Origin of the sequence: Adlercreutzia sp. ZJ304 (genome assembly GCF_011039075.1) — a bacterium.
In the GTDB taxonomy this organism is placed as follows: Bacteria; Actinomycetota; Coriobacteriia; order Coriobacteriales; family Eggerthellaceae; genus Adlercreutzia_A.
This window is the reverse complement of sequence record NZ_JAAKEG010000018.1, coordinates 1-13,271: the sequence shown is the minus strand read 5'-3', so window position 1 is coordinate 13,271 and position 13,271 is coordinate 1. Positions and strand designations below refer to the sequence as shown.

Genomic DNA, 13,271 nt, shown 5'->3' with positions numbered 1-13,271 from the left:
ATTTTAAGCCCGCTTAATTAGTTTTGACCAATTGGCATAAACTAACGGGCTTAAATAGGTTGCTAATTTGCGTTTGCGTTCGTGCTTGCGTTTGCGTGGCACGCTGCATTTGAAGCGTCAACCTCGGCGAAAGATGGCATACGCGCGTCGTTTGCTAGGCGGTTTTCTGCCCAAACTTTACATGGAAGGCTGTGAAGGTCGATAAATCCTTTGGCTGCTTGCTGGTCAAATTCATCGTCGGCATCGTAGGTTGCCAGTCCGTAATCGTACAACGAGAAAGTGCTTTTGCGCCCCACTACCGTGCAACTTCCTTTATAGAATTTCAGTTTTACTGTACCTGTAACGCATTGTTGGGTGTGCTCTAAGAAAGCATCGAACGCCTCTTTAAGCGGCGAAAACCACAGTCCGTTGTATACGCATTCTGCCCACGATTGCTCTATTGGCAACTTGTGATGCAAAACTTCCCGCTCTAGGCACAAGTCTTCAAGCGCTTTATGTGCAGTTATAAGGGCAAGTGCGCCGGGCGCTTCATAGCATTCGCGGCTTTTCACGCCAACCAGCCTGTTTTCCACCATATCGATACGACCAAAACCGTTGCTGCCAGCTATTTCGTTCATTGCGTAAATTATTTCTAGGAAACTCATAGTTTTGCCGTTTAGCGCGCATGGAATTCCGCATTCGAAATCTATGTCAACATATGTTGCGCAATCGGGTGCGTCAGCGGGTTCTGTTGTCATGGTCCATATGTCGGCTGGGGGTTCGCACCAAGGGTCTTCCAGCACGCCGCATTCAATTGCGCGACCCCATAAGTTGTCGTCTATGGAATAAGGCGCGTCTGCTGTGGCTTCAACGGGCACGCCGTGTTCGGCAGCCCAAACAATTTCGTCGGCGCGGCAGCCTAAATCCCAGTCGCGCACTGGCGAGAGAATTTGTATTGCCGGGTCTAACATAAGTACCGACGATTCGAAGCGAACTTGGTCGTTGCCTTTGCCTGTGCAGCCGTGCGCAATATATTTCGCACCGTATTTATGAGCAATTGATACTAAGTGTTTTGCAATAAGAGGACGCGACAGCGCACTTACAAGTGGATATTTGTTTTCATACAAGGCGTTTGCCGCCATAGCGCAGCTAAGATATTCATTTGCAAACGCTTCGCGCATGTCTATTACCTGACATCCTATAGCGCCAGTTGCAAGCGCTTTGGCTTTGATTTTTTCCAAGCCGTCGTGTTCCTGACCCAAGTCGCCCACTACGGCTATAACGTCTAAGTTGTATTCTTCTTGCAGCCATTTAATACATACGGAAGTGTCCAATCCGCCGGAATAAGCCAGTACGACACGTTCTTTTTCGCCAGATGCAGGAGAGGCGGAAAGCTGTAATGTGTCGTGCAGGAAAGAATTTGCAGAGATGCCTGCGCCGTCTGTGGTGTTTTGGATACTTTGAGTGCTCATGAATATGCCTTTCTTGTTGTTGTTCTTGGTTTCCCGTTTCGGAAAGGCATAGTTCTATTCTTAATGTAGTAGGCTGCTGCGCAAAAGCGCTTTTTAGCCTTTGAAATGAAAGAAACCACGACTCTTTCCAAGGCAGGGGTGCCTTGAAGCCTGCTAGAGGCAGCTAACGATCGCTTGCTGTTACGCGCAGCGTCGTCGCAGACGGATGATTCGTCGGCAACGGTTGCTAGTCGTGGAGAAAAGGGAGTTTGCGAAGTGTGATGGCACAATAGCATTGTTGCTATTTGAATTAAAAGTATGTGCCAACAATTTCATCAGTACAATTTCTCCCTCATTTACGATTGAAGGTATTATGCAACTAATATGTAATTCGTCAACCCTAAAATTCATATTTTTTGCAATTGCGGCAGCGCTTTGTGCCAAATGTAACTTCTGTAACCTCTCGACTTAACTGCACCTAAATGGGAGCGTGGACATAATCTTGAACCGCTTGTCGTATCACTTCCTTCTTTGAGTCATATCGAACACCTTTCACTCTTAACTTGGTGTCTAATTTATCTTACCCTCTCCCCTTTCACCCTTAACTTGGTGTCCAATTTATCTTGACCACTCTATGGTTATGTATCACCACCACACCCGAGATGAAAAGCAAGCCGCGATCGACCTTTACAAGAGCAGCGACCGTTCTTCCTAGAGTAACTGCAAAAAGTTGCGCTTTGTTTGAAGGGCGATTAAGCACTTACAGCCCAAAGAACTAATTGCATAACGCCCAATTACAAGCTTTCAGAAAGTTTTTTACGGAAAAGTGGTCAAAACTTTCGACTTTCCACGGTCGGATTGCCATGAAGGCAGCTTGAATTATGGAGAACACTGGGCAAACAGCATTTGGTGATGCATCTATAGGGGCTATTTTGTGCTTTTCACAGTGGAAAGTCGGAAGTTTTGACCATTTTTGCCAATTTATTTCTCTCGCTACGCATTTGTTACGTATTTCTGTCAATCCGCTTTCCGTTTGCTTGCCCGCGATGCGCCTGTTGCAACAATGCGTAGCAAACGCTGCTTTGTGCCAAAGGGTATGCCTTGGCATACGACTCTCTTTCATGTTTCTTATAGAATTGTCTTATGATAATCTATGGGCATTTAGATGTGCATATAGGGGATGAAACCGATGTTTAGCGATCTTGTAGTTGCATATCTTTTTCTCGGTGGCACCGGTGCCGGATGCTGTTTGATCGCTTCTATTTTGGCGCTTTTGGCAGAACCTACCGAGATTGATCGCTTTCTTGTTTATGGCATTCATTCAGCATCGGCGCAAACTTGGAGACGTTTTTTCTCTGCGTTATATATAGCCGCTCTTGGGGCTTTGTTCTTGGGGGCTATTTGCCTGATGGCCGATCTTGGTCGTCCAGATAAACTCTTGTTACTGTTGTTTTATCCCACTCCTACTTATATGGCTGTTGGGACGTGGTTCATCATTGTGTGCTCTATATCGGCTCTTTTGTGTGTCGTCTTATGGGCTGGTCATATGCGTATATCTAGGAAATGCTTAACTGTGCTAAGCATAATCGCTGGTGTCTCCAGCATCGTGGTAATGGTTTATACAGGATTAATGCTGTCAGATATACGCGCTATTCCGGTTTGGAATACATTCTGGCTGGTGTTGCTGTTTGTTCTTTCGGCATTATCTTGCGGAATTGCTCTGGCTTTGTGTTCTTCGCTGATATCCGGATCTCTGACAGCCTTCTATTCCACCTTAGTGCGTCTATCTAAAGTTGATGCCGCTATTATATTGATAGAAGCTGCAGTTGGGTTCTTCTGCTTGTTTAGCGTATGGAGCGCGGCAGGTGGCTTGGCAGGACCTGCGGATAGTACAGGTCAAGCGGCGTTTGATTCCCTAGAAAGTCTTCTTGTGGGACCTTTGGCTGTAACGTTCTGGGTTGGTTTTGCTTTTATAGGGCTTGCTGTGCCGTTCGTTCAAGATATTGCCATATCCAGAAAAAGGTCGAACCTGATGCGTATGGGAAAATCTAGTTCAAGTGCGCTTTTTATATTGAGTACGGCTGCGTGTGTTCTTTTTGGTGGGGCTCTGCTTCGTTTCTTGGTAGTTCAGGCGGCAATGCAGCCCATCGGATATCTTGTGTCGTAGGAGGGCAACTTTATGATTTCGTTTCAAATAGATGAATCCAGCGATATTCCTTTATGGGTACAGTTAAGGCAAAGGATCGCATATCTTATAAATTCGGGCGAATTGAAGCCGGGAGAAAAGCTGCCTACGGTTCGTGGTTTAGCGTCCGATATTTCGATAAATTACAACACGGTCAATAAGGCGTATTTGAGCTTAGTGTCAGATGGCTATCTTGAATCTACGCGCGGACGCGGCGTATTCGTAACGGATATTGCATCGAAGCTTGGCGATGACGAGCTAGATCAAGTGAAGGGAATTATAGATGACGCGATAGCTGCCTGCCGTGAATTAGGAATGGACTACGCCGACATAGAAAAGACTTTTACTCGCTATATAAAACGCATTCGTTTCAATGCTGAACATGGCGGAGAAGGTTCGGTTCTAGGTGGGCGCATCATGGATTTCAGGGAAGAGAAGAATAAACGCAAGACGCGAGGGGCATAAAACATGGGGACATCAAGAAAAGTGCGCGAAAAGTCTGATTTGGTTGCTACCGAGATTGATGCTAGGGGCAAGCGCTTTCGTGTTAAGCCGGATACGGTTACAGAGGTCATCGGAGAAAAGGCATCGAACGCAGGCGTTATTGTGTTCGCGGTTGCTATTTTCTTGCTGGTGTTCGCATTGTGCCTAATCGGCGGTTTTGTGTTGCAGGGAAGGGTGACTCTTGTAGCTATTGCTGTAGGCGTTATTGCGGCGGCTTTGGTTGTGTCTTCCTGTCATATTGCGCAACAGTGGGAGCGCGTGGTGGTATTGCGACTGGGGAAATTGAACCGCGTAGCTGGTCCCGGTTTGTTTTGGACGTGGCCGATAATAGAGAGCAATACCATGCGAGTAGATACCCGTATGCGCGTAACCACGTTTGGTGCAGAAGAAACTCTTACAGCCGACCTAGTATCGCTTGATGTGAACGCTGTGCTCTTTTGGCATGTGTGGGACGCCGAGGCTGCCTGTATAGAGGTAGGAGATTTTACCGCCGCGGTAGAGCTTTCTGCGCAGACGGCATTGCGCGATGCTATTGGACGGGCAAGCGCAGCCGAAGTTGCCATCAGGCGCGATCAGCTAGACCGGGAACTGAAAAAGGTTCTTGAAGAGAAGGTGTCGCCGTGGGGAGTGACCATACTCTCTGTAGAGGTGCGCGACATTTTGTTGCCCAGAGATCTTCAAGAAGTGATGTCGCTTGAAGCTCAGGCTGAACAGCGCAAGAAAGCCCGTATCATATTGATAGAAGCTGAGCAGGATATATTTGAAATGCTGAATGATATGGAAAGTCTTTACGAGAATAACGATGCTGCAATGCATCTTCGTGCCATGCATCTACTTAATGAATCTCTTCGAGAAGGAAAGGGTACTGTGGTGGTGCCGTCTTCGTTCAGCGAGGGATTCTCTGATGTGTTGCCAGACAGCCTTAAAGGGAAAATGTAGAACCAAAGCGCTTGTAAGTTTGAGTTTGTAAGTCTGAGTTTGTAAGTTTGACCTGAACCGTTGAGTGCAAACAAGATGGCGACTTTGCAAACAAGATGGCGACTTTGCAAACAAGGCAGCGACTTTGCAAACAAGAATCTTAGCTAAAGAGATTATCCAAAATTGTCCTATGATTATCCTTGATTGTCATAGGACAATCGTGCTATAGTAGCCACAACGGAATCTGGATTCTCTATTCATTAAAAGCGATAGCAGCTTTGTGGTTGCTAAAAGGTACTTAAGCAATTCCCAGAAGTTTTCCTGCAAGACTTCAAGGGGAAGCTTGAGAATATTGGCGCATTTTTAAGGAGGAGAAATGTCAGGAGGGAAATCGCTCACAGGCATAACTCGTCGTGGCTTCGTGAAGGGCGCAGCTACTGTTGGTGCGTTAGGCGTTATGGCAGGTGGTATGGCTACAACAAGCGAGTGGCTTGCCCCAGCAAAAGCGCATGCCGAGGGATCTAGTGAAAAGATTGGATATACATTCCACAATAGGCATTGCCAGTGTCTATGTTCGCACAAATGCACAGTGCGAGATGGTCGTCTTGTTTTGATAGAGCCAAACGATGCTTTCTCTAATGCCGAGGCTAGTATTTGCGCTAAAGGCATCGGTGAAGTACAGCATGTATATAGTAAAGAGCGCATCCAAACTCCTATGATCAGAACCGGAGAGCGCGGAAGCGGCGAATTCAAATCCGTCTCATGGGATGAGGCTTTAGATCGTGTTGCTGACACGATAAAAGACATACAGTCCAAAAACGGCAAAGACTCGGTACTTACTATTATGGCCGGAGAAGTAAGAACCACTGAATATCTTTTCTTGCAAAAAGTTCTTGGCGCTAAAGGCGTTTCCGATGGTGCCATGAACGAGGGAATAGACATAGGATTTGCTAATGGTTTTGATAAAGCTTTTGGCGAAATGAACTATGCGCAAAGCACCAATATGTACAAGGATTGGAAGAGGTCAAAATATGTTTTGAACGTTGGCAGCAATCTTCTTGAAACTACGCTGACCTATAGTTCTAATTTTTTTGATGCCATTGAAGCTGGTACAAAGATAGTGACGGTTGATCCCCATTTTTCACTTACTGCATCTAAATCGACGGAGTGGGTTCCAATTAAACCCGGAACAGATGCCGCTCTTTATTTGGGCATGATTTCTAAAATAATAGATGACGAATTGTTTGACCGTGATTATCTTACGAAATATACAAGCATGCCTTTCCTTGTTGGCGAAGACGGAGCGCTGCTTAGAAATGGCGAAGAGCCTTCAGAAGACAAGGACGGGAAAAAGATAGATCCAGCCGATTATATGGTTTGGGACGCGGCTGTAGGAGCACCAGTTAGGCATAATCTTGCTGCAAATCCAGTTTTGGAAGGAAAGTTTGAAAAGGATGGCAATAAATACTCGACAGTATTTTTGCTGCTGAAGAACAAGCAAAAAGATTACTCCCTTGATTGGGCTTCCAAAGAAACAGGCATTCCAAAAGCTAAGTTGGAAGAAATAACAAATGACTATGCGTTAATGTCTCCCCAGATTTTATCTACTGGACTTGGTGGTGGAGACAAGTTTGAAAATGCAGACGTTGCGGGTCATGCGCAAGCTATTTTGGCAGCACTAGTCGGCAGCATTGGGGCGGATACAGGGGCTGGAGTTGGCTCTTACGTGCTGACATGGAGGCGCGATAAGGTTAATTTTGGGGCATGGCCTTTGCCTGCTACTTATGCTGCAGGTAAAAGCGCAAAAGGAATCTTTGATATTCGAGATGACAATGGCATTCATGCTGTTATAACGGGCGGAAATTGCCTGCACGACAGAATAGCAAACATGAACAAGACCAAAGAATGGCTCAACAAATTAGACTTTGTTGTGGCTATTGATATGTACCACACGCCGTCCACTGATTATGCTGATGTTATTTTGCCAGCATGTACGCGATATGAAAGCGACGAAGATGCTGGAATGCTGCATAGCAGCCATCATAGCGTGCTTCTTAAAGGAAAAGTTATAGATCCTCTATTTGAGAGCAAGACGGATTTTTGGATTGAAAGAGAGTTATGTAAGCGTTTTGGTGCAGAGGCAGATCTTCCAAGTACTGCCGAAGAATTGGTTAGAAAGCAGCTTGCTACGGCGAAGGACGAACGTGTTGCTGCAGTTACCGTAGAAGATCTCCTTGCTAACAAATGTGTTATACCTATTCCCCGTAAAGCAACAGAAGAGCATCTCTATACCAATAAAGAATTCAAGACTCCTTCCAAGAAACTTGAACTTTACTATGAAGACCTTCTAAGCTCCGATAACGCGCTTCCCACGTATGAGCGCCCGGGAGAGGCATACGACGAGAATCCAATGCGCAAAGAATATCCTTTGCAGTTTGCGCAAGTTAGAACTAAGTATCTTACACATTGTGCTTTCGCGGATGCCGAGTGGAACAGGCAGTATGCCAACCCGACGGTATACATAAACCCGGAAAACGCAAAAGAAAGAAACATCCAAAGCGGAGACAACGTTAGAGTGTTCAACAATCGCGGAGAATTCAGCTGTGAGGCAGCTTTGGACGAGAGCGTCAGACCCGGATCTGTGAAGATCTATGAAGGCTGGTGGTCAAAGCATATGAAATCGGGAAATATGCAAGAGGTTACAAGCGACAAGCGCAATTTGAGAGGGGCGGACTATAAGATGTACGGTCCGGTAATACCTTTCAATGACACTCTAGTTGAAGTACAGAAGGCATAGGTGAATATCATGACAAAATTAGGAATGGTTATAGATAAACGCCGCTGTATTGGTTGTCAGGCTTGTGCTAATGCGTGCAAGATGCAGAACAACGTTCCTATGGGAATGTTGTGGAATAGGGTGCTTACTGATGGTACGGATATTGTAGATGGCGCTTTTGGTGTCTATCCGAATCTTAATCGAAGCTACACTCCTGTTGCTTGCCAACATTGCGAGAATCCTGCATGTCAGAAGGTGTGTCCTACAGGCGCTACCTATAAAGATGACAAGGGCAGGGTAGAGATAGATTACGACAAGTGCATAGGTTGCCGCATGTGTATGGCTGCATGCCCCTACAACGCGCGTTCTTTCAATTGGGAAGAGCCTGTGCGCGACCCGGATTTCAATTATGGAGGCAAGGATGTGCCTGTACGCCCTAAAGGTGTAGCAGAAAAATGCACTATGTGTCAGGAGCGCACAGACAAAGGCGAAGAGCCTATGTGTGTAAAGTCGTGTCCAACAAAAGCCAGAGTGTTTGGAGACTTAGACGATCCGAACTCTGAGATTTCCAAGAAGATAAGCGAAAAGAATGCCTACACGCTTCTTCCCGAGCAGGGCACTCGTCCTCAAGTCCACTACTACAACTAGAGAAGGTAAGGAGAAATAAAATGACAACTCTATTCAAAAAACCTGCCTTCATAGTTCTTGTGGTGTTGGCAGTTGTAGGCATTGCGTGTTGGATATATCAGCTGTTAACAGGTCTTGGGATTACCGGCATGTCAAATGCCAACTCTTGGGGTCTGTACATAATAATGTTCATGCTGTTTGTTGGTCTTTCTGCTGGTGGTCTTATAGTGGCAAGTTCTGCTAGCGTCTTTCATATAAAGCGCTTCAAGGCAGTAGCTATGCCAGCTGTAATACTATCTACAGCTTGCATTTGTGTTGCAGGCATGTTCGTGCTTATAGATGTTGGCGGCATACAGCGCATATGGTGGATGCTTATAAGCCCGAACTTCACAAGCCCTCTTCTTTGGGATATGTGCGTCATAATCTTATACTTGGTGATAAACATACTTTACCTTGTATTCATGAGCTCCAAAAAAGAAGGCGCCGAGCATAAAGTTGAGATAATAAGCCGCTTCGCGCTTCCAATAGCTATCCTTGTTCACTCAATAACCGCTTGGATTTTTGGGCTTCAGATTGCGAAGGAAGGCTGGTATACAGCAATACTTGCTCCTATCTTTGTAGCAAGCGCTATGGATTCTGGGTTGGCGCTTTTGCTTTGCGTTCTATCTGGGCTGAACAAGTCGGGCAAGTTCAAGACAGACAAAGACCTTATGGCAACACTTTCGGGTCTTCTTTGCGCATGCATCGCGGTGGATGCATTCTTCATCGGCTGCGAGGTGCTTACCATGGCATATCCCGGAGCGGGAGGTGCTGATACGCTAGCAATTATGCTATCAGGCTCTATGGCACCCTTCTTCTGGTTTGAGGTTATAGGAGGCTTGGTAATTCCGTTCTGCATTCTTGTTTTTGCGAAGAACAGAAAGAGTGCAGCTTTGGTTGTAACTTCTAGCGTTCTTGTAATATTGGGTGTGCTCTGTAAGCGTATATGGTTGCTGTTAACTGCTTTTGCTGTTCCTAACCTAGAAGGCGCTCCGGGTGTTGCTCTAGGTACGTTTGCAGCTCAGGAAGGTGGCGCTGCTACATGGAATATGTATGGTTTATACGTTCCAACCATTCCAGAGATATTCATTACCATAGGGGCTATAAGTGTTGGTGCCATCATATTCTGGGCGATAGCTCAAAAGCTGTTGATATCAAGTAAAGAACCTCAAGCAAGCGATAGTGTAGATTCTCAGATTGGCAGCGAGGCTAGCGCTATAGCTTAAATTATTGCCATCCCTTCCGTGGGCGATCGTCCCTCCCTAGCGATCGCCACGATTGTCAGAGCCGCTGCTATATGTAGCGGCTCTAGCCTTAAAGAGGGCACAGTGTTAGATAATAAGAACATTCTTTGGCGCAGAGAAGGGTCTGATATGAAAGATAGCAGATTAGAAGTCTATGCGGATGTACTGGCTTTTCTTGGCAATTCATTGCTAAAACCTATAACCCAAACACCAAGTGTAGGTTTAGAGTCTTCTTTTTGGGAGACATTCCCAAACTTCGATAATGAAGAGGTGCAAAAGGGCATAGATAAGTGCCTTGAGTTTGCAAGGAAGGCAGGCAAACGCAAAGAGGCAGGCGAAGATGTGGTAGAGAACACAGCCGTTGAATACACAAAACTTTTCATAGGACCGCCTTCCCCTTCCGCTTTTCCTTGGGAAACGATGTATCAAGGCAAGGATATATCCGTTGGATTTGGAGAGCCTACAATTAAAATGCAGAACATTCTGCGCGATATGGGGCTTGAAGTAAGCAATTCAAACAACCAATATGCAGACCATATAGGAATAGAGCTTCTGGCTCTATCTGAGATGTGCCGCCGTGTGAATGGGGGAGAGCTAAGTTTGGAAGATATGAAATTTTTCATAGACGAGCATCCCCGTGCTTGGATTGGCGCGCTTAGAGATAAGGTTAGCGAAGTGTATCCAGATGGGTATTATGCATGCATCCTAGACCTTTCGGATGCCGTTATGCGCTCGTTGGAAAATGCATAGCTGACAAAAATAGACGCATTGTTTGATAATGCTATAGCGGTATCTAAGTACAAATGTTCGCTTTATGCGGGCATTTTTCTTTTTGGTGAAAATGTGAAAGGGCTTGCAAATTTTGCGACCAATCGCTTTAATGCAAGCTACGCGTCGGGAAAACGCGAACGAGTCGGGAAACTCGTTAAACGCAAGCAAGTGTTATAGGGACAGAAAAATGAATAAGCTTGGGAACTGCTCTGTGAGCGCGCGTTCGCTCATGCATACAATTGTTTTAATTTCGATAGTTGTAGCATTACTTGTAGGCTTTGTGTCTGCAGAGTCAATCGCTTATGCCGTAGATACTAGCGGCGAATCGGCTGCTACTGCTACTGAAAGCAATGCCGACGACAATTCTGTCGAAAACGATGCAAACAATGCACCCAACGATAACGGTGCAAACACTACCGATTCTTCGTCTGGTCAATTCATCAACGAAACGCGCAGCATTGCAGCTGACGCACCCGCGCCCGCTAAAAACGGTAGTTCGGCTGGCACAGTTGCCGCAGCAGCTGCAACAGATGAGCCTGCTGCGGCAAACGCATCTGGCAAAATTGAGTACCTGAATTCTTCCAGCGAACACATTGTGGCAGCCGCTCCTATAGGCAGCGAATCGACCATTGTGGGCGACATTGAATATGCCGGCTTGAAGTATCGCATCAATACTGATGCTGCTGACACCGTTACGCTAATTTCCACGGGCGCCGAAATGCCAGAATCAGACATGGTTATTCCGTCGCATGTGGCAAGTGCCAACAAGTTATACACCGTTACGGCTATTGGCAATGCTGCGCCGGCTAATGCTGCAGCTGGCGAAACCGCATCGCCCGAGGTGTCTACCCTTCATATTCCGGCAACGATCGAGCAAATAGACCCAGCATTCTTTACAAATTTCCCTAACCTTTCGGCGATAGAAGTGGATGCCGAAAGTACCAAATTCGCAAGTTATAACGGCATGTTATTCAATGCCGATTTAACTAGTCTCCTATCCTGTCCCGAGGGTAAGGAGGGAATCGCAGCGCTTCCCGATTCTTTGGCCACCGTCCCTGCTTATGTTTTTACCCGTTGTATTAAGCTTTCGGCCATTTCTATTGGAAGCGCTGCGACATCTTTTACCACACGGGACGGCATTCTATACACAAACGATTTTGAAACCCTGCTGGCTGTGCCGGCTGGCATTGGCACAACGGCAAACATAGCGCCTGAGTGCACACAAATTGCAGAAGGTGCTTTTGCGGGCAATGCTAATCTTCAAACAATAATTGTTAACAGCAGCGTTGAAGCAATTTCTACAGAAGATAAACCTGTTAAAGTTGAAGGCGTTCTTGTAAATAGTGAAGAAAACAGCGCGGCTGCATTTAGCGAAGATGCTATTGCAAGCGCAAACGTGGCTTTAGTGGGCGACTATTCACGTACTGCTTGGGAAGCAGCGGGCTTTAGAAGCTTCACGCAACCCGCAAAGCCGGGAGAAACTGCCGAGGCAAGCGGTCTTACATACACGCTTTTGTCCGACTACACGCTATCTGTTAAGTGGAGTGCCGGTGATGCGGGCGAAACCGCCAAAGGCTACATAGAAATTCCCGCACAAGCTGAAGTTGGCGGCATAACATATCCTGTATCCGCAATAGCCGACAGCGCATTTGCAAACATGGCAGAACTTACTCAGGTGCAGCTGCCTGAAACTCTTACCACAATTGGCAAGCGCGCTTTTGAAGGCACCGGTCTTACTTCTATATATGTGCCGGCAAATGTGGAAACTATAGACAACGCTGCTTTTGCAAATTGTGCTGCTATGCGTTCTGTCAATCTGAACAGCGCGCTTAAAGAAATTAGCGATGAAGCTTTTAGCGGCTGCGCTCAGGCAGAATACATTGCGCTTCCTGCGTCTGTGCAGGCAATTGGTGCTAAGGCGTTTAGTAACAATACAAACCTTAAAAACATAATTGCATTGGGTAGCGTTGAGAGTGTTGACCCCACAGCGCTTGTAGGTATAAACGGAGCAAACATTTATGTGCCCTATAACGAAAGCGGCGAATACGCTTGGAGTTTAGGTGCTCCTGTAGCAAATAATCACTTTATGCCCTATGGTGTGAAAATTGCAGATGAGCCATTTGAGCTAGCAGAAGGCGAAACCGCAAACCTGTTTGATGGTGGATATTTGGAAGCTCCGGGCGATATTGAAGTTAGCTATTCTTATAAGGCGCGTCCGGTTAGCATAGATGAAAATGGTGCCCTAACAGCTAAAGTGGAAGGCGCTAGTACAGTTGAGGTAAGTCTAAGCCTGAATTTGGGCGATGCGGAAACTGTAAGCCAAGTGCAGGCTAGTGGCGAAGACAATTCAATGAACGTGCTTCGCGCAGTTCGCAGCGTAGGCGCATCAGCCGGCGATTCTCTAACGATGGATTTAGGTGCCAGCACAGGTGCAGTACGAGTTATGGCTGCTGGTGCAGGTGCATCGACAAGGGATGCTGGGTTTACACTATATTTTAACTCAGCTTCTTATGTGGAGTTAATGCCTATGTGGGCGGATTCAAGTGTAGAGGGTGGCTGGCGTCAAGAGGATGCACCTTGGATCATATATCCCAACACTCCAAGATGGACAGACGGTGTATATAGATGGCATGTTGAATACCGAGAAAATAAAAACTTTAGCTGCATAGGTGTGGAGTACGTAAACGGTTCTTATTGCAACTTCCATTTATGGAACATGGAGGGTAGACCTGACTTCTTGAACTGGTCACTAACTCCTGCTGGTACCGCTTTAGAAC

The 13,271-nt window shown here is 46.3% G+C and carries 9 protein-coding genes; 8 read left to right on the top strand and 1 reads right to left on the bottom strand.

The genetic code is table 11. From position 1 onward, the window contains the following. Positions 1-62: 62 nt before the first annotated feature. On the bottom strand, positions 63-1,451 hold the full coding sequence (locus tag G7Y46_RS08390; RefSeq protein WP_165253921.1) for an argininosuccinate synthase: 1,389 nt from the start codon (positions 1,449-1,451) through the stop codon (positions 63-65). 1,168 nt (positions 1,452-2,619) lie between these two features. Here G7Y46_RS08390 and nrfD (G7Y46_RS08385) point away from each other — a divergent pair. From nrfD (G7Y46_RS08385) to G7Y46_RS08350, 8 genes are all read left to right on the top strand, one after another. After that, entirely contained in the window at positions 2,620-3,597 is a 978-nt protein-coding gene (nrfD, locus tag G7Y46_RS08385) for an NrfD/PsrC family molybdoenzyme membrane anchor subunit (protein ID WP_165253920.1), read from the top strand. Positions 3,598-3,609: 12 nt separating this feature from the next. Further along, entirely contained in the window at positions 3,610-4,080 is a 471-nt protein-coding gene (locus tag G7Y46_RS08380) for a GntR family transcriptional regulator (protein ID WP_165253919.1), read from the top strand. A gap of 3 nt (positions 4,081-4,083) precedes the next feature. Continuing rightward, the gene (locus G7Y46_RS08375) at positions 4,084-5,058 is read left to right on the top strand and encodes a slipin family protein (RefSeq protein ID WP_165253918.1); all 975 of its coding nucleotides are present in this window, start codon (positions 4,084-4,086) and stop codon (positions 5,056-5,058) included. Between the two features lie 355 nt (positions 5,059-5,413). After that, positions 5,414-7,834, top strand: coding sequence for a molybdopterin-dependent oxidoreductase (locus G7Y46_RS08370; protein ID WP_165253917.1), 2,421 nt, complete (start codon positions 5,414-5,416; stop codon positions 7,832-7,834). A gap of 9 nt (positions 7,835-7,843) precedes the next feature. Next, complete coding sequence (gene dsrO, locus G7Y46_RS08365; RefSeq protein ID WP_165253916.1) at positions 7,844-8,461, top strand: sulfate reduction electron transfer complex DsrMKJOP subunit DsrO; 618 nt, start codon at positions 7,844-7,846, stop codon at positions 8,459-8,461. 20 nt (positions 8,462-8,481) lie between these two features. After that, positions 8,482-9,705, top strand: a complete 1,224-nt coding sequence (nrfD, locus tag G7Y46_RS08360; protein ID WP_165062486.1) for an NrfD/PsrC family molybdoenzyme membrane anchor subunit — start codon at positions 8,482-8,484, stop codon at positions 9,703-9,705. A gap of 147 nt (positions 9,706-9,852) precedes the next feature. Further along, positions 9,853-10,473, top strand: a complete 621-nt coding sequence (locus G7Y46_RS08355) for a molecular chaperone TorD family protein (protein WP_165253915.1) — start codon at positions 9,853-9,855, stop codon at positions 10,471-10,473. Positions 10,474-10,705: 232 nt separating this feature from the next. Further along, positions 10,706-13,271, top strand: a 2,566-nt coding sequence (locus G7Y46_RS08350) for a leucine-rich repeat domain-containing protein (protein WP_165253914.1), incomplete at its 3' end; no start/stop codon positions are given.

Bases quoted from the DNA above. Each gene is read 5' to 3' on its own strand.
- G7Y46_RS08390 (WP_165253921.1), bottom strand. From the start codon at position 1,451: ATGAGCACTCAAAGTATCCAAAACACCACAGACGGCGCAGGCATCTCT.
- nrfD (WP_165253920.1), top strand. From the start codon at position 2,620: ATGTTTAGCGATCTTGTAGTTGCATATCTTTTTCTCGGTGGCACCGGT.
- G7Y46_RS08380 (WP_165253919.1), top strand. From the start codon at position 3,610: ATGATTTCGTTTCAAATAGATGAATCCAGCGATATTCCTTTATGGGTA.
- G7Y46_RS08375 (WP_165253918.1), top strand. From the start codon at position 4,084: ATGGGGACATCAAGAAAAGTGCGCGAAAAGTCTGATTTGGTTGCTACC.
- G7Y46_RS08370 (WP_165253917.1), top strand. From the start codon at position 5,414: ATGTCAGGAGGGAAATCGCTCACAGGCATAACTCGTCGTGGCTTCGTG.
- dsrO (WP_165253916.1), top strand. From the start codon at position 7,844: ATGACAAAATTAGGAATGGTTATAGATAAACGCCGCTGTATTGGTTGT.
- nrfD (WP_165062486.1), top strand. From the start codon at position 8,482: ATGACAACTCTATTCAAAAAACCTGCCTTCATAGTTCTTGTGGTGTTG.
- G7Y46_RS08355 (WP_165253915.1), top strand. From the start codon at position 9,853: ATGAAAGATAGCAGATTAGAAGTCTATGCGGATGTACTGGCTTTTCTT.